Origin of the sequence: Desulfosarcina sp. (assembly GCF_046496365.1) — a bacterium.
Taxonomy (GTDB): Bacteria; Desulfobacterota; Desulfobacteria; order Desulfobacterales; family Desulfosarcinaceae; genus Desulfosarcina.
This window is the reverse complement of sequence record NZ_JAWOHB010000068.1, coordinates 1-24721: the sequence shown is the minus strand read 5'-3', so window position 1 is coordinate 24721 and position 24721 is coordinate 1. Positions and strand designations below refer to the sequence as shown.

Genomic DNA, 24721 nt, shown 5'->3' with positions numbered 1-24721 from the left:
GTTTGTTCAAAACAGGCCTTATCTGCCGGTTGACACTGGATTTCAACATAGCTATACTCACGGCGTTTTTAAAAATTTTTATTAATATCAGATCGTTTTCGGGCATGTCAACCGGTAACCGCCAGCGATCTGCCGATAATGAAAAATGAACCCAATGGCCACGCACATTCTTATCGTCGACGATGACCTCTCCATTCGGGATGCCATGTATGAATTTATCCAAATGTCCGGTTACGAAGCATCGGTGGCCTCCAGCGCTGAGCAGGCCCTGGATGTGCTCTCGGCCAGGGCCGTGGAGGTGGTGATCACCGACATCATGCTGCCCGGCATGGACGGACTTGCGCTGACTGACCAGATCAAACGGACCCGGGACAGCGATGTGATCGTCATGACCGGATACAGCACGGATTATTCCTACGAGGAGGCCATCAGCAAGGGGGCCAGTGACTTCGTTTTTAAACCGGTGCGTTTTGAAGAACTGCTGCTGCGCCTGAAGCGGGTGCTCAACGAACGGCGACTCAACCAGGAGCGGCTGCAGATGCTGGATGAACTCAAGAAGCTGTCCATCACCGACGGTCTGACGCAGCTCTATAATTCGCGCTATTTTTACACCCAGCTAAAGGGTGAGATCGAGCGGTCCAACCGTTACGGTCACAAGTTGAGCCTCCTGCTGCTGGACATCGACAAATTCAAGGAATACAATGATACCTACGGTCACCTGGAGGGTGACAAGGTTCTCGTGCGCATCGGCCGGATCATCAAATCCTGTCTGCGCAAGATGGACACCGCCTACCGGTACGGTGGTGAGGAGTTCACCGTCATTCTGCCGGGCACCCATGGTGAAGAGGCCAGGACAGTCGCCGAGCGGCTTCGATCCGCCGTGGCAGCCGAAAGTTTTCCGGGAGGTGGAAATCCCGGCCTTAAGATTACCATCAGCATCGGGGTAACCCAGTACCGGCAGACAGAGGAGATTTCCTGCTTTGTCCAGCGTGCCGATCAGGCGATGTACCGGTCCAAACAGGCCGGGAGAAACAAGGTGTCCTGCATGTTTGAGGAATCCGCTGAATGAGTTCATTGCGCGCTATCGCGGTTCAAAGGGAACCGGTAAGCGATTTTTGCTAAACCCCTTCGGCCGTTTTCCCTGATTTTGCCATGATCGACTATACCTTTCTTAAAACGCCGACCCAGCCTGAAATCAACCGCCTGATTCAGCTTTACCGACAAGCCGGCTGGTGGAAGGACGCCTTGGACAATCCATCCCTGGTTGCCGGCATTGTCGCCGGCAGCCATTGTTTTCTGGTCGCCCGGCGTGCGGAATCGATCATCGCCATGGGACGGGCCATCAGCGACCGGATCAGTGACGCTTACATCCAGGATGTTACCGTGGATTCCGTTTTCCGCAGGCAGGGCATTGGGTCACGAATGGTGGCGGAGTTGGTGGCTCGACTGGAGGCCGACGGTATCGGCTGGATCGGACTGATCGCAGAAAGGAAGACGCATCCATTCTATCGTCCCCTGGGTTTTTCTCCCATGGCCGATTCTGTGCCCATGCTTAAAACAATATGATGACATTTACCCAGTTAACCCACCAAGATTACAACCTTTACCGTCACTATTTCAAGAACCAACCCTATGAGCTCTGCGCCTACTCACTCTCTTCCATCATCGCCTGGAACAATCAGGAATACACACCGTTCGGAGCTGAGTTTGAAGACGCGTTTATTGTGGCCGCTGAATTTGAAACCCTGAAGAAGAACCGGCACCTGCTGCTGCCGATCGCAACGCAACGGATGTATTCACCCGAGGACCTGGTCAAGGTGGCCAACCTGGCCGGGCACTCGGAGTACTGGTTTGTTCCCCAGGATTATGTCGATCATTTCGGGAAGGATCGGGTCGAGCAATTCTTCACGGTGAAACACCACGGCGCCTATGACGACTATGTCTACAGGGTCGATGACCTGGCCGGCCTCAATGGCAACCGCTATTCCAAAAAACGCAACCTCATCAATCAATTCGTGAGGGAGTATGTGGATCCGGGAAAGGTGACCATTGATCCTGTCAATCCGGCCAATGCCGAGGATTGTCTGGTATTTCTGGAAGAGTGGTGCCGGGAGCGTGACTGCGACGCCGATGACCAGGTGGACCTATCCTGCGAGAAGCAGGCGGCCATCAATACCCTGAATCACTTCGATGCTTTTGATCTGAAAGGCATCCTGCTGCGCATCGACGGCAAAGTGAGCGCCTTCGGTATCTCGGCACCCTTGACCCGGGAAATGGCGACCTTACAGTACGAGAAGGCTTTCGGCAGCATCAAGGGGCTGTACCAGTATTTTGACAACGCCTGTGCCCGCATGCTCTTCAATGGCTATACCTACCTGAACAAAGAGAGTGATATGGGCATTCCCGGGCTGACCAAGGCCAAGAAGTCCTATTATCCGTGCAAGCTGGTACGGTCGGTAAAATTGATTTTGAAAGGGAGGTCAAGCGATGGAACTTAACGGAAAAAAAATCCTGATTCTGGTGGAAACCCTCTATAACGAATTCGAGTTCTGGTACCCTTACTACCGGTTGAAAGAGGCGGGCGCCCAGGTAACCGTGGTCGGATCGGGGAGCGCCGACACCTATATGAGCAAAGCCGGTCTTCCGGCCAAGGTCGATGTTGCGGCCGACAAGATCCAGGTGGCCGACTACGACGGGGTGGTCATTCCCGGCGGGTATGCCCCGGACCACATGCGCCGTTATCCGGCCATGGTGAGTCTGGTGAAAGGCTTCGCCCAGGCCGGTAAACTGGTCGCCGCCATCTGCCATGCGGGTTGGATGCTGGTGTCGGCGGACATCATCCACGGCCGAACCGTCACCTCTTACTTTTCCATCAAGGACGACCTGGTCAACGCCGGTGGCAACTGGGTGGACAAGGAGGTGGTGGTGGACGGCCACCTGGTAACCAGCCGCACACCTGACGACCTGCCGGCCTTTATGCGGGCCATCATTGGTGTTGTGGGTGGTTGAAGGCAACAATCAGAGAAAATGACCATCCGTGCTCAAATATGCTGAACCTTGATCTTGAGCATCATGTCGCCGCGGGTGCCGTCGGGTCTGGGTCGTCCTACGCCCTTCAGGCGTAAAACCTGTCCGTCGGCGATGCCCTGGGGCACCACGACGTTGTACAGCCGATTTTGCAATCCCCAGGGAACAGTGACCAGTTTGCGTGCGCCGACCATGGCTTCATACTGGGTGATGGTAAGTGTACCGTGGTGGTCGGCCTCCTCCGCGCCGCGGCCGGGTTTTACCACCTGGAAACGATGGGAGTGCTTTTTTTCTGTCGCCTGGCGCAGACGGTCGCTCGCACCCGTGGCCGGTATGCGGTTGAACAGCTTGAGGAAAAAAATGCCGAAAACAAATCCGCCGATGTGGGCCCACCAGGCAATGCCCCCCGCCTGTCCGGAGCTTCCCGCAGCATTTAAAAACTGCAGGACAAACCAGATCCCCAGAAAAAAGAAGGCCGGTATCTCCACAAACCAGGGAATGAAAATGATTGGAATCAAGGTAAGGATCCGTGAACGGGGGTAGAGGATGAAATAGGCCCCCATGACCCCGGCGATGGCGCCGCTTGCCCCGATGGTAGGGATGTTGGAGCTTGCATTGAGCAGCAGGTGCGACATCCCCGATGCCAGGCCGCACAACAGATAGAAGACGCCGTAGCGGACCGACCCTAAACGGTCTTCGACGTTGTCGCCAAAAATGTATAGGGACCACATGTTCCCGATCAGGTGCAGTAATCCACCGTGAAGGAACATGAAGGTGAGCAAGGAGAGCATTTTCTGGCTGAAGGAGAAGTATGCCGACACCTGAGGAACCGTGAATTTTGCCGGAACCAGCCCGTACAGATAGAGGAAATGGTCGTGGGCCGGCCCCTGGGCCAGCTGCACCAGGAATAACACCACATTGATCCCGATGAGGGTGTTGTTGACCACCGGAACCCTTTTTGATGGTGTGGTGTCGCGAATGGGGATCATGGCGCCATGGATTCGGTTACTTAAATCTTTTCAATTCTCATGCTCAAGTCAACGGCCACCGCCGAGTGGGTCAGTGCGCCGATGGAGATGAGATCCACACCGGTTCCGGCCAAATCCTTCAGCCGTTCCCGGGTGACGTTGCCGGATACTTCCACCAGGGCCTTGTTGTCGATCATACGGACGGCCCGGCGGATCTGATCCAGTTCCATGTTGTCCAGCATGATGACGTCCGCACCGGCAGCCATGGCTGCCTCCACGTCTTCAAACGTGGCGGCTTCCACTTCGACTTTTACCAGGTGGGAGATCGCCTGCCTGACCATATGTACGGCGTTTACGATGCCGCCGGACACGGCAATGTGGTTGTCTTTGATCAGTACGCCGTCGTACAGGCCCATGCGATGGTTGTGGGCGCCACCCATGCGCACAGCGTATTTTTCCAGCACCCGTAATCCCGGGGTGGTTTTGCGTGTGTCCACCAGCTTGACCGGCGTGTCTGCAACCGCTTCGACAAAAGACCGCGCCTGGGTGGCGATACCGGACAACCGTTGCAGAAAATTCAAGGCGGTGCGTTCACCCTTGAGCAGGGCTACCAAACTGCCCTCAACCCTGATCACGCTGCTGCCGGCAGCTATCTGATCGCCATCCGCACAAAGGGCTTTGAAATCAATTTGTGCCTCGATGGCCTTGAAGACCTTCTCGGCAACCGGGAGGCCGGCGATCACCAGATCCTGTTTGGCGACGATCAGGCCCCTTCCCCGGATGTTTGGTTCCACCAGGCTGTCGGTGGTGATGTCGCCGGGGCCGATATCTTCGTTCAAGGCCAATTGTATCAGGTCTTCTGTGGTATGCATCGGCTCAATCCAGCATGGATTTGATACGCGCCAGCGTGGTTGCCAGAGCATGCTGCTTTTCAAGCATGGCGGCATGCTTTTCGCGGACGCCAACCACTACCTCGACCGGCGCCTTTTTGAGGAAGTCCTCGTTGCCCAGTTTTATGTTCATGCCCGAGAGTTCCTTGGTTAATTTGCCGATTTCCTTTTCCAGGCGAATTTGTTCTTGGGTAAAATCAAGGATGCCTTCCAGCAGCACATACAGCGTGGCTCCGTTTATCAGGACCGTTGCCGCCGTCTTGGGCCGCTCCATTTCCGCGTCCACTGTGATGTCGTCCAGGCGGGCCATGTTTACGATCAAGTCGTGGTTGTTTGCCACCACCGCCCCGGTCAGCGGGTCCTCGGGGTGGATAGCCACGCTCAGGGCGGCGGCGGGCGAAATGTTCATCTCACCGCGAAGGTTGCGGATTCCGGTAATGACGGCCATGACTGTTTCCATGTGCGCCTCGGCCTCCGGATCATCGCCGGATTGCAGGTGATCCGGCCAGGCCGCCTGCATGATCGAACCGTCGGTGCCGGGCAGCGAGTGCCAGATTTCCTCGGTGACAAAGGGGGCAAAGGGATGCAGCAGGATCAGCGCTTCTTTGAACACCACCCACAGCACCGACAGCGTGGCGGCCTTTTCCCGGTCTCCGGTTTTGTCGTAGAGGGTGGGCTTGATCGCCTCCAGATACCAGTCGCACAGCTCATGCCAAACGAACTGGTAGACCGCGCCGGCGGCTTCGTTGAACTTATAGGCGTCCAGCGCTTCTTCGGTCTGCCGAGCCACCCGGCTCAGACGCGAGAGGATCCAGCGATCCTGCAGGGAGATGTTGTCTGCATCGATGGTTTCCCGGCCCCTGTCCAGATGCATGAGGGAAAACCGTGCGGCGTTCCAGAGTTTGTTGATGAAGTGGCGGTAGCCTTCCACCCGCTTTTCGCTCATCTTCACATCACGGCCCTGGGCCGCAAAGGCGGCCAGGGTGAAGCGAAAGGCGTCCGTGCCGTACTGTTCGATGACGTTGAGGGGGTCGATGACATTGCCCTTGGATTTGCTCATCTTCTTGCCTTCCTCGTCGCGCACCAGGGCATGCACGTAAACGTCGCGGAAGGGGATCTCTTTCATGAAGTGGATTCCCATCATCATCATGCGCGCCACCCAGAAAAAAAGGATGTCGAAACCGGTTACCAGCACAGAAGTCGGGTAGTAGGTCTTCAACAGCTGGGTTTGCTCCGGCCAGCCCATGGTGGAAAAGGGCCACAGGGCCGAGCTGAACCATGTGTCCAGCACGTCGGTTTCCTGAACCAGGCCGCCATTGCTGCAATCCGGACAGATATCGGGTGCTTCCATGGCCACGACCATCCTGCGGCAGCGCTGGCAGGTCCAGGCCGGTATCTGATGGCCCCACCAGATCTGGCGTGAAATGCACCAGTCACGGATGTTGGTCATCCATTCGTAATAGGTCTTGGTCCACGATTCGGGAATAATGCGCGTCTTGCCCGTCTCGACGGCCTCGATCGCCTTTGCGGCCAGCGGTTTGGCCTTGACGAACCATTGGCGGGAGAGGTTGGGCTCGACGACGGTTTTGCAGCGGTAGCAGTGGCCCACGCTGTGCCGGTGGGGCTCCACCCGTTCCAGAAGCCCCTCGGCCGCCAGCGCTTCCGCCACGGCCTTGCGGCAGGCAAAACGATCCATGCCTTTGAATCGACCGGCCGCCTCGGTCATGGTGCCGTCGTCGGCGATGACTTTGATGCTGGGCAGATCGTGTCGAACGCCGATTTCAAAGTCATTGGGGTCGTGGGCCGGAGTAACCTTGAGGGCGCCGGTCCCGGTTGAAAGGTCCACATATGTGTCGCGGATAATGGGAATCTCACGATTCATCAGCGGCAGGATTACGGCTTTGGCAGACAGACCGTCATAGCGCGCATCTTCCGGGTGCAAGGCCACGGCCGTGTCTCCGAGCATGGTTTCAGGACGGGTGGTGGCCACGACCAATGAACCGGATCCGTCGGCATAGGGATAACGGATGTGGTAGAAGCTGCCCTCCAGGTCTTCATGTTCCACCTCCAGGTCGGACAGGGCCGTGTGACAGCGGCAGCACCAGTTGATGATGTAATCTCCCTGGTAGATCAGGCCTTCGTCGTAGAGCTGGACAAATACTTTTCTCACTGCCAGGGAAAGCCCCTCGTCCATTGTGAACCGCTCGCGGTCCCAATCACAGGAGGCTCCGAGGCGTTTGAGCTGGTTGATGATGGCACTGCCGTATTCCCTGCGCCATTCCCAGACCGCCTCGATAAAAGTTTCTCTTCCCAGCTGGTGCCGGTCCGAACCCTCGGCGGCCAGTTTTTTCTCCACCACGTTTTGGGTGGCAATGCCGGCGTGATCCGTTCCGGGCATCCACAGGACGCTGTCCCCTTTCAGACGGCGATAGCGGCACATGATGTCCTGCATGGTGTTGTTCAGGGCATGGCCCATGTGCAGCACGCCGGTGACGTTGGGCGGTGGAATGACGATCGAATACGGTTTTTTGGTTGTGTTCTCATCGGCGGCGAACAGTTTTTCCTGCTCCCAGTAGGCATACCAGCGTCTTTCAACTTCTTCTGGAGAGTAGCTCTTGTCCAGTAAATCACGACTCATAGGGTAAACGCTCCTTGCACAAACATCTCTAAAAATGGAAAAGGGGATTAAGGCTAATCCCCATGAAATAATGTCAAATGCCGATCGAGGATGATTACCAATTTATTCTATCATTCCGTCGCCATCCTCCTGCAGTGCATTTTTAATTTTTTCGATCTCACGCCTGATGGTTTTGTCGATGGTCTGTATCAACAAATGCTCAATCTTCTCGCCGTAAATTTTTTTGATGACGCGTTCCAAGGCATCTTCGATCTGTTGCTCCGTCAGTGGTGGGGTTTCGGCCTCAGCCTTGGTTGCGGGCGAAGGGAACGGTGCGTCCATCGAGGCATCCGTCGACTCTCCGGCAGATGGTGGCTCTTCAGCAGAGGGTTCAGGCCGCACCGTCCGGGCCGTGGGAATCGTCGCTGGCGCGGTGATCCGTTCCGCTTCGAAAACCAGCCGTTCATCGTCGGGACCGGCTGTTTCGGCGGCTTCTTCGGGAGTTTCATATTCCGAGGAAACCGATGCATCATTCAGTATGGCTTGTGCCCGGCTTTCCAGGTCAGTGAACTCCTCGTCCGCGTCACCTACTGCCGCTGCCCCTTTGGGTTTCGGCTCCACGGCATCCAACAGATCGATAATCGGTTCTTCCTCGGCCGGTTGTTCGGGAATGGCGCCGCCTTGCCACCCGGGTTCGGCGGTCTCTGATTGCGGTATAATTGCCACGTTCATCAGATCGATGATTTCATCATCCGTATCTTCCGGCACATCGGGGGCCTCTTCCGGGAGTAAATTTTTCACAAGTGAAATTTCCGGCTCATCGGATGCATCCGCTTGATTCGAAACCTGATCCGGCTGCTCCAGAATGTCTTTCAACTCGATGATGTCGTCATCCTGACCTTCGAGGATCTGCGTCAAGTCGATGATTTCATCATCGTCCAGGTCGTTACCGTTTTCTGGTTGTGGATTGGGCTTCTGGCGACCATCCATAGTTTTCTCCCGTTAACCTTGGTTGATGAAAAATTCCAGTTACTGGTTTTGGCCGGGACCCTTCAGCATTTTCGCTGAAATGTCGCTCACGGTGATGCCTGGCCCGGGTTTGGCGACCGTGGGAAAAAAATATCGGAAAAACGCTACCATACGGTGAAAACCCTGTCAAGTTATTTGGATTCTTGAGAAAAGTAACAACGATCGGTAATTTTCCGATGGACATGAATTGAATCCCATGAATAAACCGCCAGGCCCGTCCAGATAAGCCCGAAGGTCACTGCCTGAACACGGGAAAACGGTTCACCGAACAAAGTGATTCCCAAAAGGAGCATGCCGGTAGGGGCTGTGTATTGGATAAACCCCAGTGTGGCCAGGGTGATGCGCTTGGCACCGAGATTAAAAAACAGCAATGGGGTTGCCGTCAGAATCCCCGTGCCCACCAGCATTAGATCCGTTTGCGTCCCGGCATGCAAGAATGCGCCGGCGTCAATCTGGTGCAGATGAAATACCCATATTCCCGCAGGAACCATCAGTAGCAGCGTTTCCACGGTGAGGCCCACCAGTGCACCGACTGCCGCCAACTTGCGGACCAGACCATAAATGCCGAAACTGAATGCCAGGGCCAGGGAAACCCAGGGAAAACCATCGGTCCTGAATGTGAGGTTGAGCACACCCAGCGCTGCCAAAACCACCGCCACGGTTTGGGCTCGACGCAGGCGTTCGCGCAGGAAGATCATGCCCAGAACGACGTTGACCAGCGGATTGATGTAATACCCCAGGCTGGCCTGGAGCACCCGACCGTTGTTGACCGCCCAGATGTAGATGAGCCAGTTGCCACCCACCAGAAGGGACGTGGTCAGGAGAATGGACAGCATCTTTGGGCTTTTGATCGCTTTTTTGAATGCGGTCCATTGCCGGCCGGCCACCACGATCGGCATGAGGAAAACGAACGACCAGAGGATGCGGTGCAGGATGATCTCGAACGCCCCCACGCCCTGCAGCGCTTTCCAGTACACGGGGCTTAGTCCCCAGATGAGAAAGGCCGTAAAGGCGAACAGGGTGCCGGCGAGTACGTGCGGCCCATCTGCGGGCGGGCTGGCTTTCATCGGCGTTGCTTGCTCTCAGATTGTTTGCTGAAAAACACCCGGCATCCGACGCATCCTATTCATCCGGATAGATCCGGTCAAACAGCGCCCGCGCGGCGTCCGCATCCAGGTCCTTCAGGATATCGTACTCGTCCAGGGCTCGTTTCCGGCTCCCCTGCTTCAGGTGGGTCAGGGCCAGATTGTAGTGGGCGGCGGCCATACGCGGATTGACCCGAATGGCCTGGGTATAGGCGCGCAGCGCCGCTTCGGGTCTGTCCATGCGGTTATAGGTGACCCCCATGTTGTAGTATATCAATTCGTTTTCCGGCTCCAGTGCATTGGCCCGGGTGAACAGGTCCATGGCCTCTTCCAGTCGGCCGACCGATCCTAAGGTTGTACCCAGATTGAGCAGGGTCGGCAGGTGGTCCGGCTGGTCGACCAGGATCGCTTCGAAGGCGTCGATCTGCTCTGCGGTGCGTTCAACCGCGCCGTAGGCCCGGCCCAGTTCGAACCGGGCGCGCACGTTGGCGGGATCAATGCGAATCACTTCCATCAGCGGGGCGATCACCGCCACATGCTGTCCGATCGCCTTGTAGTACATGGCCAGGATAAAATGGGCCACGGCATTGTCCGGGTCCTTTTCGATGGGGTGCTTGTAGGCCGCGATGGCATTGTCCTGCTGGTCCAGGCCGACATAACAGCTGCCCAGGCCGTACCATGCATTGGGATCATCCGGGTTGGCCTCGGCCGCTTGCTTGAAGAAGGTCAGGGCTTCTGCATATTCTCCTCGTATGGTCAGTCCGGAGCCCCTGCCGCACAGGGCTGCGGCCAGGGCCGGACCTTGACGCGAGTTGTGTATGGTCCACTCGGCAAGGGACGGTTCTCGTGTTTCCTCGAACAACATCTCCAGTGCATTGATGGAGATTGCAAAGTTGAGGTTCTGTCCATTGGCGGCTTGGAAGGTGACCACGCCGACAGCTTCCCCGCGTTGGTTGAGCACCGGGCCGCCGCTGGAGCCCCGTGAAATCGGGGCGGTCAACTGCAGAATATTTGCACCTCCAGGAAGTTCACGGATGGCGGAGATGATGCCTTCGGAGACGGTCTGCTCCAAGCCCATGGGGCTTCCGACCACGAAGACGCTGTCGGCCACCTCCGGATCTTGCGTGGCAAGAACGATGGGGGTCACCCGGTCGGCCGGGATGTCGACGCGAACCTTGATCAGGTCGATCACCTGGCTTCTGGCCATCACCGCTGCCACCGGATATCGGCTCCCGTCGGAGGTCTTTATTTCGGCGTTGTAGGCACCATCCAATACATGGAAATTGGTCAGCAGAACTCCGCTGGTGGAAATGAAAAAGCCGCTGCCGATAGAAGAGACATCGCCTTCCAGATCATAATTGACAACGGTTACGACGGATTGTTTGATCGGTCTGACCCAGTCCTTGAGTCCCGGGGGCGGCGGCGGTTCAGTTCCAAAACGCCCGGCGCAGGCGGAGCCCAAAAGCACCGTTGTCAAGACCATCATCACCATTGACCGATATCGTTTCATGCGCTTTATCGCTCCTGTTGGCCATCGGGTGCGCGGTAGTCAGCGATCGTACCCGAACCACATTATACGGATGCTTGCGGGCTTTTCAACCGGGTATTAAACGGACCAACCGTTTCCGGCAAAGGCCGCCATCTAACGGTTACCCGGCCCGCCTGCAGGACTCCGGCCGAGACCGATCGACACCGGTCACAGCTCCGGTTTGTCCTGGCAGTGTTTTTAGGATAAGATCGATTGTCCCGGAATACAATCATCTACCGTCACGGCCTGCCGGCAGGCCACCAAAGAAATGGGAGCAAGACAGTCATGCATGACGATAGGTCAAACAATTTCGTGGTCGTTGTGTTGGTGGTGTTCATCTCGGCCGTGTTTGTATCGATGATACGTTCATTTTTAATGGCCATTTTTCTGGCCGGCATTTTTGCAGCCATTACCCGTCCCATCTATCTTTGGATAGAGACTGGTCTGCGCGGACGGCGCAGCCTGGCATCGATTTTGACGCTGCTGCTGATCATCTTCGTCGTGGTCGTCCCCCTGGGGCTGCTCACGGGGGTGGTTACCGGTCAGGCCATCAAGGTCAGCCAGTCGGCTGTCCCCTGGGTAAAGGAACAGCTCAACCAGCCGGGCGCCTTTACTCAATTAATGTCGACCATCCCCTATTATGACCAGATCGCCCCCCACAGTGAACTGATCCTCAAGAAAGCCGGTGAACTGGTCGGCGGCATCGGCCAGTTCCTAGTCAACAACCTCTCGTCGGCCGCAGTGGGGGCGGTCAATTTCCTGTTGATGCTCTTCGTGTGGATCTACTGCATGTATTTCTTTCTGATGGATGGGGAGAAGCTGCTGGAAAAAATACTCTACTACCTGCCGCTTCAGGATCACGACGAACAGCAGATGCTGGAGCGGTTTACATCGGTCACCCGGGCCACGTTGAAAGGCACTGCCGTCATCGGTATTCTCCAGGGCGGTCTGACCGGCCTGGCCTTCTGGGCGGTGGGCATTCCCAGTGCGACCTTCTGGAGCGTGATCATGGTGGTGCTGTCCGTCATCCCCAGCGTGGGCACGGCGATTGTCTGGGTGCCGGCGGTGATCATCCTGGGATTCGGGGGCGCCGTCGGCAAGGCGGTGGGCCTGTTTGTCTTCTGCGCACTGGTGGTAGGCAGCCTGGACAACCTGCTGCGGCCGATTCTGGTGGGCAAGGACACGCAGATGCACGAGCTGTTGATTTTTTTTGGCACCATGGGCGGCATTTTCATGTTCGGCATGATAGGGGTGATCATCGGCCCCATCATCGCCGCCCTTTTCGTGACCACCTGGGAGATCTACGGGCAGGTTTTTCAGGATGTCCTGCCCGACACCGCGTATGTATTGAGAAAAAAACGGGAAGCGGCCGATGCCGAGGATGGTGGAACGGGTAACAGCCCAAAATAAACGGGAGATGATGCGGGCCGTCTCTCGACGCCAGCCTGTCGCGCAGAGGGATAAGGCCTTGGCTATGGGCTGTTGGCAGATAAATTACCGAAATGCGGTGGCTGTGATGGCCGCGCTGGACGACCGCACCGGCCATGGGTTGGGTGTCATCCAGCCTTAAAGAAGCGATTTCAGTTTCTTGAGACGCCTGCCGGTTTCGGCCAGAATCTCCTCTGAACGCGAAAAGTGAAGCCGGATCAGATGGTTGACCGATTCATGAAAAAAGCTGGAACCGGGAACGGCCGCCACCCCCACTTCCTTGGCCATCCAGCGACAGAAGGCGTTGTCGTCGGTTATGCCAAATGGGGTGCAATCCACCATGACGTAGTAGGCTCCCTGGGGTCTGGTATAAGCCAGACCGGCCTCATCCAGATACCCCAAAAACAGATCCCTTTTGCGGGTATAGTCCGCTGTGAGTTGATCATAGTAGCTCAAGGGCAGTTCCAGGGCGGTAACGGCGGCCTCCTGCAGGGGGGCAGCAGCGCCGACGGTGAGAAAATCGTGAACCTTGCGGGCGCCGGCAATCACCGCTTCGGGACCGATCACATAGCCCAGCCGCCAGCCGGTCATGTTGTAGGTCTTGGACAGGGAGCTGCAGGAAATGGTACGCGCGAACATATCCGGCAGGGCGGCCATGTAGTGGTGGCGATGGGGCGGATAGACAATGTGTTCGTAGACCTCGTCGGTGATCACGAAAGTGTCGAACTCGCGCGCCAGGCCGGCGATGGTTTCCAGTTCCTCCAAGGAAAAGACTTTGCCGGATGGATTCGACGGGTTGCACAAAACGATGGCCTTGGGCTTCTGCATGAAGGCGGACCTGAGGACATCCGGGTCGAAATTGAAATCCGGCGGATGCAGGGGGACGTAGATGGGATCGGCACCGCTGAGAATGGTGTCTGCGCCGTAATTTTCGTAGTACGGGGAAAAGATGATGACCTTGTCTCCGGGGTTGCATGCGGTCATCATGGCGGCCATCATGGCTTCCGTGCTGCCACAGGTCACGACCACGTTTACCTCGGGATCCAGGTCGATTCCCATCCAGTGGCGCTGTTTGTTCACCAGGGCTTTCCGGAAACGGGGTGCTCCCCAGGTGACGGCATACTGGTGAGGCCCCCTTGCCATGGCGTGCTTTCCGGCTTCAAGCACCTCTGCCGGCGGATCGGCGTCGGGAAATCCCTGGGACAGGTTGATGGCATCGTATCGATCGGACACGCGGGTCATTTCGCGAATGACCGATTCGGTGAAAAAAGTTAAACGGTCAGCGGTTTTGGGCATGGGACCTCCTGAAAAAAAAGCGTTGCGCACTTAATTCTTAAATGTTTCGCGAAGGATTGGAATCCTTTTAAAAGCCGGCAACACAAAACCGGTGGACCCCATCGACCTAAAATTTTCTGTATACAATCCGTCCATCGAAAAGTGTCATCTCAACCCGAGCGTCGGGGATCGATTCGGGGCGTATTGATAACACATTCTCGCTGACTACGGCCAGATCCGCCTTTTTCCCGGGCACGATCATGCCTATATGCGCGGCCCGGTGGACGGCCGCCGGTGTGGCCGTGTAGGCGCGAAGGGCCTCGGCTGCTGTAATTCGGTTTTGCGGATGCCAGCCGTTCACCGGTGTACCGTCGGCCCGCTGGCGGGTTACTGCTGCGTGGATGGCGGTCAGCGGGGCCGGATCGCAAACCGGGCAGTCCGAACTGAACATGACCGCCGCGCCTGTGTCGATCAGGCGGCGAAAGGCGTAGGTCCAATGGGCCTTTGCTCCCACCACCCGGTCGATCAGATTCATGTCCAGGACCATGTTGGACGGGGTGACGCACAGCGCCAGGTTCAGGTGGCGCAATCGGTCGGCATCCTCGGGCCGGATCATCTGCATGTGTTCGACCCGGTGGGGGATGAAAGGACGCGGGCGGCCTGATCGGGACCGCCGGGATTCGAGCTCCGTGAACAGGTTGACCAGCTCGCGGTTGGCCCGGTCACCCACGGCGTGCACCATGACGGAAAGGCCGGCATCGTCCGCCCGGCGGACCTTGTCGGCCAGGTCGGCCATGTCCATCAGGGGCATGCCCCGCCCGGCATCTGTAAATGGGTCGATCATCCAGGCGGTGCGTGCCCCCATGCCGCCGTCGGAGAAGAACTTGACATGGCCGATGCGCAGCCGGTCGTTGCCGAACCCGGTTTGCAGACCCAGGCTGATGATGTCTGCCAGGTGATCACCCGGAAGGGTGACCCACGTGCGCAGCGCGAGGCGATCATCCCGATCCAGCTTGTGAAAGGCGCCCAGTGCGCGGGCGCCGTCCCGGTCCGCCATCAGACGCACATCGTGAATGCCGGTGACACCCCGGCGGTGCAGGGCCTTGGTGGCATCGTCAAATGCCTCCAGGATTTGCTCCTCCTGCGGTGGAGTGACCACTTCGCGCACGAGGTTGATAGCCAGTTCACGCAGGATCCCGGTGGGTTCTCCCGCGTGGTCGCGCTCGATCCGGCCTTCCGCCGGATCCGGGGTCCCGGCGTCGATGCGGGCCAGTTTCAGGGCGGCGGAGTTGGCCACGGCCAGGTGCAGGTCGCAGCGCCACAGCAGCACCGGGTGATGGGGCGCCGCCCGGTCCAGCAGGTCCCGCGTGGGCATGCGCGGCTCGGTCCAGTCGCTTTCGTTCCACCCCTGTCCCATGATCCATTGGCCGGTCGGACGGCCGGCGGCGGATTCGTGGAGGCGTTCGAGCAGTCCCTCGAGGTGGGTCAGATCATCCAGCCTGACTCCCTGCCGCTTGAGGGCCCATTCGTAAAAATGAATATGTGTGTCGATGAAACCGGGAACCACCAGCCGGCCGCCGAGATCAACCTTGTGGGTACCGGCACCAGCCAGGCAGAGGACCTCATCGTCTCGGCCGACGGCCATGAGGATGTCCTTTCCGATGGCCACTGCTTGTACGATCGGCTGTCGGGAATTCTGGGTGGCAATGGTCCCGTTGAAAAGGATGAGGTCAGGGGAGGATGGAAAGGGTGCCATGCTGGGTGTTGCTCCGATAAATGGGTTGATGGGGATTCAAGGATCCAGAAGGTCTTGGAACAAAATGGGTATGAATGGCCGATCGAATCACGCTACTTGCGCATCATACGCCCGGGCAGACCTTTTTGAGCCCCTCATTTCACAATAAGAATCCCTTGGGGAAGGGATCTCTTTCATCGACCACAAACTGATGATAGCCAATGATCTGGGCATTGCCCCGGATCCGGCCAACGATCCCTTCGAATTTGCCGATGGAGATTGTTCTTACTATTTGCGCCTCGAAAACCGTGTCCAGCGGTCCGGCATTCCTGATGGTCTGCTCCGGAGCGAGTTTGCCCAGGTGGTGAAGCAAGGTCAGTTTGGCGGTGGTGCCGGTGCCGCAGGGAGAACGGTCCATGTGGGATTCGCCGTATATCACCGCGCTTTTACCGGTTTCTTTTAAGGGGTCGCCAGCATAGAATTCGGTCACATCCACCGTGGTCACCTCCGGCCGCTGGGGGTGATAGACGTCGCATGCCTGATTGGCTGCATCGATGATGGCCATTCCCAGTGGAATCAACCGTTGGCTGTTGGCCGGTATCAGGTCGATGCCCACGTCGCGGGCGGAGACCATGGCGAAAAAGCCGCCCACACAGACCAGATCGATGCTCAGACTCCCGAAGCCGGGGACGTCGATCCGGCGTCCGGTATCGAAAACGAATGAGGGCACCATATCGATGGCCACGGATTCAACGCGCCCCCTGCGGATGCGGGTATGGGCATCCAGCGGTCCCGACGGGGTGTCGACGGTGATCACCGTATCCCCGTCCTCCGTCTCCAGCGCACCGGTTTCGACCAGCGTGGCCACGGCCCCGATGGTGGCATGGCCGCACAGGTAAGGGTAACGACGGGCATCCATGTAGAAAAGCCCGAAGGCCCCCTGGGGGCTGACCGGTTCCGTGACCACGGCTGCCATGATGCCGCGGTGTCCCCGGGGTTCTCGCGTCAGGAGCGTGCGTATATGGTCGTAGCGGGATTCGAAGTGATCCCGCTTGGCTTTCATGCTATCGCCGGGCAGGTTACCCAGGCCCCCGACCAGCAGTCGGGTGGGCTCTCCCTGGGTATGGGAATCGACGGTGACGATTCGATCCGGATAGCAATCCAGAAAGCCCCTTTCGATCCGATGTGATTTGAGCATGGGTTTACTCCTTGGTTGTGCTGGACCATTGTGCAAGCATAATCCCGTTCCGGTCGAACGACAACCATAAAAAACCTGAAAACCTAAGGGTCGGCTTTCAGGTTGCGGGTTGAACGGGGATGTCGAATCAACGATCCGCCGGCTCATTCCCTGGCAATCAGATGGCAGTGGTGCGGCGATACCTGCACGCTGACCACCTCACCGATTTTATAGAGCCGGGTTCGCATCATACTGATGATATGGATTTCGCGGCCTGCAGCCAGTTCGATAAAGTAACTGACCTCACCACCCATGTAGCTGAGATCCTTGATACGGCCCTCGAAGTGATTCAACCCTTTTACCGGTTTGAAATCCGCCTTGGGAAAGGCGTCGAACCGCTGCGCGCGGACGATCATTTCCACCCGATCACCCTTTGAAAAGTTGCCTTTGTTTTCCGCGATCAGAATGTCTCCGGTCTCGATCCTGACGTTTACGTGATCGTTTTCGATATCCACCACTTCCCCCGAAATGAAATTGGAGTGGCCCAGAAAATCGGCCACAAAGTGGTTGACCGGTTCATTGTAGACTGCCTCGGGGGTGCCTTCCTGCTGCTTGCGGCCGTCCTTCATGACCAGAATCTTGTCAGACATGCTCAGCGCTTCGCGCTGGTCATGGGTGACGAATATGGTCGTGACGCCGAGCATCCGTTGAAGGTTGTCCACCTCCCGGCGCATCTCCTCCCTCAGGTTTTCATCCAGGGCGGAAAGCGGCTCGTCCATCAGCAGGACATCCGGTTCGATCACGATCGCCCTTGCCATGGCAATGCGCTGCTGCTGTCCGCCCGAGAGCTGGCTGGGCATACGATTCTCCACGCCTGGCAGGCGAACCATTTCCAGGGCCTGGGACACTTTTTTCTTTACCTCGGCGTGGGATACCTTGCGATATTTCAACCCGAAGGCCACATTGTCAAAAATGTTTTTGTGAGGGAACAGGGCATAGTTCTGAAAAATCATTCCCAGGTTGCGCTTGTGGATCGGTGTGTCGTTGATCCGGACCCCTTTGATAAAAATGTCGCCCTCGGTGGGCGTCTCCAGCCCGGCCACCATGCGCAGCAAGGTGGTCTTGCCGCATCCGGATGGGCCCAGCAGCGTCACCAGGCTGCCCTCTTCGATGTCAAAATCCATTTTCTCGACGGCCACGACATCGCCGAACCGTTTTAAAATACTTTTGAATTGTACCATGGGCTGTTTTATGCCGGTCGCCAATTTACACTGTCCCCCATTTAGGATGGTTGATCACCGGGGCCGGACAATTTCCGTCGGTGCCTGCCCAGCCTCGGTGATCAAATGGTGTTCATACTCATTGCGTTTTCAAAAATTGCCGTCAGCTGCCCGCCATGGTGCGATCCCATTTCTCGGTCCATTCCACCTGGTGGGCGTTCCAGTAAGCGGGCACCGCAAACAGATACCCATCCAATTTTCCGGTGGGGTCGAAGGCCGGCATCTTCTTGATTTTCTCGGTTAGCTCGACCTTGGTCGGATCCAGGCTGGGCGGGTAATTCTGCCCCTCGGCCACCGCGATGGCCGCGGCCGGCTCGAGCATGAAATTGAGCAGCTGCTGGGCAATCTCCATATTGGTACCTTTCATAACATAGAGATATTCCATCCAGGAGTAGGTGCCCTTGGGGGCGAGGTAGCCGATGGGGTGGCCTTCCTGCTGAAGCGCCGCCACCCGTCCGGACCAGGCCACCGTGGCATAGATCTCCTCGTTGGCCAGCAGACTCATCAACTCGGCGCCGGAGGCCCAATATTTCTTCAACAGGTCGCGTTGTTCACTGAGGGCCGCCCAAATGGCCTCAAGGTCGGTCATGTTGTTGGGGCTCTGGCCGGTGTGCAGCGCCGCGTACCACATGTTGGTCCGAAAGTCACCGCTCCAACTGCCTAGTTTGCCTTTCAGGCTTTTGTCCCACAGCAGAGAGACACCAAGCTTTTCGGCCTTCTCCTTGCTGATGTGCTTGGTGTTATAGGCGATGCCGGTCTGGCCCAGATCGTAGGGGACGGCTGAGAGCGTGCCATTGGTGATATCCCTTAGCGGTTTGATCATAGCGGGCATGACATTCTTGAGATTGGGGATCTTGGTTTCATCCAGCACCGACGCAAAACCCAGTTCGGCATAGCGGGCATAATCGTAAACAGCACTGAGATGGGCGATGTTGAATTCCCCACCCGGCGGGAAGGAGGCCTTGACGCGCGTCAGGTAGGAGTTCATGTCGCCGAATTCGCCTTCGATAACCTCGATACCTGTGGCCTTGGTAAAGGGCTTGAAGGCGTTTTCCCGGAACGCCTCGGAAACCGAGCCGCCCCAGCCATCGAAGCGGATGGACTTGGCTGCCCAGGCGTCTTTGACGGCATTCCCGAAGGGCAGGCCGACCAGTCCGATGGATGCACCGGCAAGACTTAGGTATTTGAGAAAGTGACGCCGGCTGAGTTTGCCGTCTTTATACGCGTCATAAACCCGATCCAGTTTTTCTTTCGTTACGATGGCCATGGGTACTCCTTTCAGGTGATGGTTGTCAGTTGGGGGCCCTAATCCTTTATCTTTGAGAACTTGCGGGACAGATAGCCTGCAAGCAATGGGGTGGTGACGGTCAGAACGATCATGACGGCGCCCAGGGCATTGATCTCCGGACTGATCGAATTTCTCAGCATGCTGAAAATCTTGACCGGAACGGTCTGGTTCTGGGCCGTGGCCCAGAAAAGCGTCGCCGTGATATCGTCAAACGAGATGGTAAAGGCAAACAGGGCCCCGGCCAATATGGCCGGCAGCAACAGCGGGAAGGTGACTTCCCTGAAGGTCTGAAATGCATTGGCGCCCAAGGACTTCGCCGCCTCTTCGTACTCTTTCTTAATCCCCACCAGACGGGCCTGGACGATCAACAATACATACGGCAGGGTCAAGACCACATGCCCGATCACCAGCAGCGCAAAACTCTTGGGTTGTTGCAGAAACCGCAAAAACAGCAGCAGCGCCACACCTAAAACCACTTCCGGAATCATGATCGGGGACAGCAGCACCGTGTTGAGGGTGTTTTTGCCGGGAAAATCGAAGCGGATGAAGGCCAGGGCGGCGAGGATGCCGATGCCGGTGGATATCACCGCGGTCAGGGATCCCAGAACAAGCGAATTCTTAAACGCATGGATGATCGATTCATTTTGCGCGAGTTTGATGAACCACCTGAAACTGACGCCCTCCATGGGGAAAATGCCGAACTGTTTGGGGTTGAAGGCCAGCACGATTACCACGACGATGGGGGCGAACATGAACACGTAGACGAGGATCGTGTAGATCCGAATCAGTGTCCATCCCGGTGAGAATTGTTTCATCGTCTAATTCCCCTGGAGGTTTTTAAAAATCTGGTTGATTCCCAGGTACCGGTTGTAGGTCCACACGATCACGAACAACAGGGAGAGCAGGATCACGCTGATGGCTGAACCGAAGGGCCAGTCCAGCGTACCGATCACTCGCTTGAAAATCAGATTGGCGATCATGTCGTTGCCGGGGCCACCCAGTATCATGGGCGGCAGATAGGTGCCGGCGGTCAGTACGAAGACCAGCAGGCAGCCGGCGCTGACACCGGGGAGGCTCAAGGGCAGGGTCACTTCCCGAAAGGCCTGCCATTCGGTACAGCCCAGGCCGCGGGCGGCTTCCAGCAGACTCTTGTCGATCCCTTCCAGGCTGACGTAGATATTGAGGACCATGAACGGCAGCAGGTACATCAGCAGGCCCATGAGCACGGTGAATTCGTTGTAGAGCATGGATAGGGGCGACTGGATCAGGCCGATCTTCAACAGGAAGTGGTTGATCAGTCCGGAATCGCCCATGATGTTGATCCAGCTCATGGTGCGGATAATGAAGCTGACCCAGAATGGCAGCATGATCAGCAGAAGAAAGACTTTTTTAAAGCGGCTTTCGCTGCGGTAGAAGAAATAGGCGGGGATATAGCCCATGACCACGCAAAGAAAGACAGTCTCGAAGGAGATGCGAATCGTCCGAATCAGAATTTTCGGATAAAAGAAATCCTCAAAAAACTTGGCGTAATTGCCGAACTGGAAGGCAGGAATGTCAGCCCCGCTGGGCGCGCGCAGCCAGAAGCTGTAGACGACGATAAAACAGACCGGTATGACCAGAAGTAAAAATACGGCGCTCAAAGACGGCGCCAGCAACGCCCATGGTTTCCAGCTGTTCGATTTCATGGGGTGCTCCCTGTGCGTTGGGTTAATCGAATCGGCTTTGCGTTCCCCTTCTATTGCCTGCGGCTTTTGTCGGGCGGCAGGAGTTCCGACAGCGTCCGGGCCGTCTCCCGGATCATGTCCGCATACTTGGCTTTGACATCGCATGCACTGTATTCAAGCACCGAAAAATCAAAGCAGACCGCCCCGACGCCGCTTCCCGTGAGCGGGTCGAACAAGGGGGCGCTGATGGTGATCAAACCTGGCAAATACTCTTCCTCGGACATCGCATATCGTAGGGCTTTGGCTTTTTTGATTTCAGCAAAAAGAACTGCTTTATCAACGATCGTTTTCGGGGTCTTGGCCGTAAGATCCATTTTGTCGATCTTTTGGGCGACCAGTTCTTCGGGTAAGCTCGATAAATAGGCCTTGCCCATGGCGGTGTTGTGCAGGCTGTTTTTGGAGAAATCCGGCAGGCTGTAGGTCAAGGATTCATCCGCCCCTCGATAGTAAATTCGTACCAGCGTATCGTCAACTGCAAAGGCTACGTCGATGCTGATGTTCTTCTCGCGGTGGATCCTGTCAACGCATTCCTTGATCATTTTCATGTGGTTGGTGGCCCGCATCAGATTGGCACAGAAAATCAGGCACAGGATGGACGGTCGGATCTCCTTGGACTTGGTGTCTTTTTCCAGATACCCCATTTCTACCAGCGTGTTGATGTAGCGGTAGGTTGAGGTCATGTTCAGTTCCAGGGTTTTGGCGATCCGACTCTGGGTCAACGCAGGCGTTTCCCGGTTGAAAAGGGAGAGTATTTTCAGCCCTTTTTCAAGCGATTTCGAAAAATAATATTTCCCTTTTGATATGGTTTCCAAAGAAAGCCCAAGGTTACACTATAGTTGAAATGTGATTACTATAATAGTTAAATGCCAGATTGCAGAGCAAAAGTCAATTAAAAAATTTCATTCAGTCCGTGTACACCGATCTGCCGCAACCGGTTTGTTTCGCTGTTTGGACGGAAGGTCGGAAAACGGCGGTCACTTGCCCGAAATCAACTCTTTTTTCAGCTTCAGGGTCTGTTTCAGATAATTTTCCAGCTTGCGCTGCACACGTCCGTACACCGTTTCTGGCGGATAGTGTCCCTCGCCATCTGGCCTGCCGGCGGTTTTCCCGGTGAGGATTTCAATACCCGCCTCGATGGTGCCGACCTGCCAGATTTTAAAGCGCCCCTGTTTTACCGCTTCGACGAGGCTTCTTTTCAGCATTAGGTTCTTGACATTGGCTGCCGGTATCATCACACCCTGGCTGCCGGTGAGGCCCTTGCTGCGGCAGACATCGAAGAATCCTTCGATTTTCTGATTTACGCCGCCGATGGCCTGGACCTGCCCCTTCTGGTTGACTGATCCGGTAACGGCGATGCCCTGGCGAATGGGGATTCCTGCCAGGCTGGACAGGATGGCGTACAGTTCCGTGGACGACGCGCTGTCGCCGTCGATGCCGCTGTAGCTCTGCTCGAAGGTCAGGCTGATGGACAGGCTCAGCGGGTAGCGTTGGGCAAATGTGCGGCCCAGGTAGCCGGAGAGGATCAGTACGCCCTTGTCATGCATCTTGCCGGAGAGCTTGGATTCACGTTCGATATTGATGAGCCCGGATTTGCCCATGAAGGTTTCGGCGGTGATGCGCGACGGTCGGCCGAAGGCGATCTCACCAACCTGGAACACGGCCAGGGCATTGACCTGCCCGACCACCTCTCCGGCCACATCGATCATGATGGTGTCTTCAACGTAATTTTCGTGGATTTTTTCTTCGTAGAGGTTGTAGCGGAAGCGATACTCCGTGAACGCCTTGACCACATGGGTGGATGTCACCCGGTCGGCATTCTCCTTTCTGGCCCAGTAGTCGGCCTCCTTGATCACCCCGGTGACGGAACCGAACCGCAGGGAGAGTTTGTTTTTGCTGTCGATGGCCTTTTCGCCATACTCCACCACTGCGGATACGCCGTCGGCGGTAAAGGGCAGCAACGCTTCGCTTAGGCAGACCCTGGCGATAAACTGGGCATAGAGCCTGACGGTTTCGTCGGTACGGGCCACTTCATAGTCGAAGTCCGCGCGAACCCGGAAGATTTTGTTGAATTTGAGGTCGTAATTCTGGAGGATCTGGAAGGGTTCGTATCCTCCCAGAAGGATCACCTTTACGTCCAGCGCCACCGGTGCCGGCCTCAGCGAGACGGTTCCCAGACCCATGTCAGAGGACATGTCCTCGATACAGAGCATCTTGTTCTGCAGCGAGCGCTTCAGGGAATCCCAGACCTGCGGATGGGCCAGCACCGATTCAACTTCCAGAATGAGAAAACCGCCGTTGGCCTGCAGCAGAGATCCGGACTGCACCATGGTGAAGTCGGTCAACAGCGTACCCATGTAGGCTTTTTTTTCGATACGACCGAACACGTTCTGGTAGGTGGGATTGGTTTCAAACACCACCGGCGCACCGGCCATGCCGGAGCGGTCTTCCAGAACGTTGACCCGATAGCGGTTCATGGAGAGTTCCATGGTGCTTTCCGGCGCATCGCCATTGCCCTCCGATTCCGGCGAATGGGGAAGGAACAGGCCCACATTGTCCACGAGGTCTTCCTGCATCTCATCCAAAAAAAGGAGAACCTCCACTTGATCCCGGTAGCTCTCACGGATCAGGTCAAAGCGGTTTTTTACCACGAAGCGGGCCAATTCACCGGCCAATTTCTGAATTTCTTTCTGCTGGGCCTGGTTGAGCCGGTTGACCTCCCGCATGGCCGCCTGAACCTCCGCCTGAAAATCCTGCACAGCCGCTTCAAGTCCTGCCCGTTCAGTATCGGGGAGTTTCTCAAATGTCTCCTCCGTATAAGGGACCTTGCCGTTCATGGGGATGGTCTGATAGCCCGACGGGGTTTTTTCCACCTTGAGGTGCTTTTCCAGGGCCGACCGGTCCAATGCGTCGAAATGGTCCTTTTTCTGCTGGCCGTACCGCTTCTGAATCTCGATGACCTTCTCGCGGAATGGATCGGCCTGGAATTCCTTGGGCAGGCGTATTTTCAGATCGCTGATTAGACGGTTGAGGCTTTTGGCAAACCGGGCGGCATGGCCGGGTGCAACTGGAATGGTCCGGGGCCGGAATTCATCCTTGAAATTGTTGACCATGCACCAGTCAGGTGGGGTGGGCAGGGCTTTGGCCGCCTTGCGGACGATCTCCTGCACGATGGTGGTTTTTCCGGTGCCCTCCGGGCCGGTTACGAAAATGTGGTATCCGGCGCTTTTCATCTCCAGGCCGAAGGTGATGGACCGAACCGCCCGTTCCTGGCCGATGACCTGATCCAGCGGTTCGATGTCGGCGGTGGTTTCAAAATTGAACATGGATGGATCGCACAGGCAGCGCAGGTCGGACAGCTTTACCTCATGTTGCACGGTCATAAATGCTCCTGAAGCATGGATGAATATTGAACCCGGGTCAAGGCCGTCTTCTTCTCTTTACGGCCGGTCGCACGTCACGAGTACCATCATGAGATAGTTGATGGTCGGGCAGGTGTCAAGGATTGTCCCGCAGCCAAACAAAACACCCGAAGGGGCAGTCATCTTCGGGTGGTGGAAACGGTAATGCTTGTTTCGGAATCGATCTCAGCCGGCACGGTTCTCTTGGGTTCCGGCCGCCGTGAGCTGAATCCTCAGGGAAAGTTCGTCCAGTTGGGCTTTGGCCGCCCCAG

20 protein-coding genes are annotated in these 24721 nt (G+C 56.7%); 5 read left to right on the top strand and 15 right to left on the bottom strand.

All coding sequences use genetic code 11. The annotated features are described in order from the left end of the window. Positions 1-154 precede the first annotated feature (154 nt). The 4 genes from R6V78_RS05870 to R6V78_RS05855 all read left to right on the top strand — a co-directional run bounded on the left by R6V78_RS05870 (position 155) and on the right by R6V78_RS05855 (position 3009). The gene (locus R6V78_RS05870; RefSeq protein ID WP_410288404.1) at positions 155-1069 is read left to right on the top strand and encodes a diguanylate cyclase; all 915 of its coding nucleotides are present in this window, start codon (positions 155-157) and stop codon (positions 1067-1069) included. A gap of 83 nt (positions 1070-1152) precedes the next feature. After that, entirely contained in the window at positions 1153-1566 is a 414-nt protein-coding gene (locus R6V78_RS05865; protein WP_410288403.1) for a GNAT family N-acetyltransferase, read from the top strand. Continuing rightward, positions 1563-2498 (top strand): DUF2156 domain-containing protein, encoded by a 936-nt coding sequence (locus R6V78_RS05860; RefSeq protein WP_410288402.1) that lies wholly within the window; start codon positions 1563-1565, stop codon positions 2496-2498. The genes R6V78_RS05865 and R6V78_RS05860 overlap by 4 nt, the downstream gene beginning before the upstream one ends. Beyond that, positions 2488-3009, top strand: coding sequence for a type 1 glutamine amidotransferase domain-containing protein (locus tag R6V78_RS05855; RefSeq protein WP_410288401.1), 522 nt, complete (start codon positions 2488-2490; stop codon positions 3007-3009). Before R6V78_RS05860 ends, R6V78_RS05855 begins: the two co-directional genes overlap by 11 nt. A 32-nt stretch (positions 3010-3041) precedes the next feature. Here the strand turns inward: R6V78_RS05855 and R6V78_RS05850 are convergent, their stop codons facing one another. The 6 genes from R6V78_RS05850 to R6V78_RS05825 all read right to left on the bottom strand — a co-directional run bounded on the left by R6V78_RS05850 (position 3042) and on the right by R6V78_RS05825 (position 11126). Beyond that, positions 3042-4016, bottom strand: a complete 975-nt coding sequence (locus R6V78_RS05850; protein WP_410288400.1) for a rhomboid family intramembrane serine protease — start codon at positions 4014-4016, stop codon at positions 3042-3044. Between the two features lie 20 nt (positions 4017-4036). After that, entirely contained in the window at positions 4037-4867 is an 831-nt protein-coding gene (nadC, locus tag R6V78_RS05845; RefSeq protein ID WP_410288399.1) for a carboxylating nicotinate-nucleotide diphosphorylase, read from the bottom strand. A 4-nt stretch (positions 4868-4871) separates the two neighbouring features. Then, entirely contained in the window at positions 4872-7523 is a 2652-nt protein-coding gene (locus tag R6V78_RS05840) for a valine--tRNA ligase (protein WP_410288398.1), read from the bottom strand. A gap of 102 nt (positions 7524-7625) precedes the next feature. Continuing rightward, the gene (locus R6V78_RS05835) at positions 7626-8492 is read right to left on the bottom strand and encodes a hypothetical protein (RefSeq protein ID WP_410288397.1); all 867 of its coding nucleotides are present in this window, start codon (positions 8490-8492) and stop codon (positions 7626-7628) included. A gap of 170 nt (positions 8493-8662) precedes the next feature. Further along, positions 8663-9598: an EamA family transporter RarD gene (gene rarD, locus R6V78_RS05830; protein WP_410288396.1), complete on the bottom strand. Its 936-nt coding sequence runs from the start codon at positions 9596-9598 to the stop codon at positions 8663-8665. Between the two features lie 55 nt (positions 9599-9653). After that, complete coding sequence (locus tag R6V78_RS05825) at positions 9654-11126, bottom strand: tetratricopeptide repeat protein (RefSeq protein ID WP_410288395.1); 1473 nt, start codon at positions 11124-11126, stop codon at positions 9654-9656. Between the two features lie 303 nt (positions 11127-11429). On the opposite strand from R6V78_RS05825, the gene R6V78_RS05820 reads away from it, so the two are divergent. After that, positions 11430-12554 (top strand): AI-2E family transporter, encoded by a 1125-nt coding sequence (locus tag R6V78_RS05820; protein ID WP_410288394.1) that lies wholly within the window; start codon positions 11430-11432, stop codon positions 12552-12554. 156 nt (positions 12555-12710) lie between these two features. Here the strand turns inward: R6V78_RS05820 and R6V78_RS05815 are convergent, their stop codons facing one another. The 9 genes from R6V78_RS05815 to R6V78_RS05775 all read right to left on the bottom strand — a co-directional run bounded on the left by R6V78_RS05815 (position 12711) and on the right by R6V78_RS05775 (position 24431). Beyond that, positions 12711-13868: a pyridoxal phosphate-dependent aminotransferase gene (locus tag R6V78_RS05815; RefSeq protein ID WP_410288393.1), complete on the bottom strand. Its 1158-nt coding sequence runs from the start codon at positions 13866-13868 to the stop codon at positions 12711-12713. Positions 13869-13974: 106 nt separating this feature from the next. Then, entirely contained in the window at positions 13975-15603 is a 1629-nt protein-coding gene (locus R6V78_RS05810; RefSeq protein WP_410288392.1) for an amidohydrolase, read from the bottom strand. 139 nt (positions 15604-15742) lie between these two features. Further along, positions 15743-16780, bottom strand: coding sequence for a proline racemase family protein (locus tag R6V78_RS05805; protein WP_410288391.1), 1038 nt, complete (start codon positions 16778-16780; stop codon positions 15743-15745). Positions 16781-16923: 143 nt separating this feature from the next. Continuing rightward, on the bottom strand, positions 16924-18000 hold the full coding sequence (locus R6V78_RS05800; RefSeq protein ID WP_410288390.1) for an ABC transporter ATP-binding protein: 1077 nt from the start codon (positions 17998-18000) through the stop codon (positions 16924-16926). A gap of 142 nt (positions 18001-18142) precedes the next feature. Continuing rightward, positions 18143-19306 carry an extracellular solute-binding protein gene (locus R6V78_RS05795; RefSeq protein ID WP_410288389.1) on the bottom strand — a complete coding sequence of 388 codons (1164 nt, stop codon included), beginning with the start codon at positions 19304-19306 and terminating at the stop codon, positions 18143-18145. Between the two features lie 38 nt (positions 19307-19344). Beyond that, positions 19345-20142: an ABC transporter permease gene (locus R6V78_RS05790; RefSeq protein ID WP_410288388.1), complete on the bottom strand. Its 798-nt coding sequence runs from the start codon at positions 20140-20142 to the stop codon at positions 19345-19347. A 3-nt stretch (positions 20143-20145) separates the two neighbouring features. Then, a complete protein-coding gene (locus R6V78_RS05785) occupies positions 20146-21012 on the bottom strand; it encodes an ABC transporter permease (RefSeq protein WP_410288387.1) in 867 nt (288 codons plus the stop codon). A 50-nt stretch (positions 21013-21062) separates the two neighbouring features. Continuing rightward, positions 21063-21863 (bottom strand): IclR family transcriptional regulator, encoded by an 801-nt coding sequence (locus R6V78_RS05780; protein WP_410288386.1) that lies wholly within the window; start codon positions 21861-21863, stop codon positions 21063-21065. Between the two features lie 162 nt (positions 21864-22025). Continuing rightward, positions 22026-24431 carry an AAA family ATPase gene (locus R6V78_RS05775; RefSeq protein ID WP_410288385.1) on the bottom strand — a complete coding sequence of 802 codons (2406 nt, stop codon included), beginning with the start codon at positions 24429-24431 and terminating at the stop codon, positions 22026-22028. Positions 24432-24721: the final 290 nt, after the last annotated feature.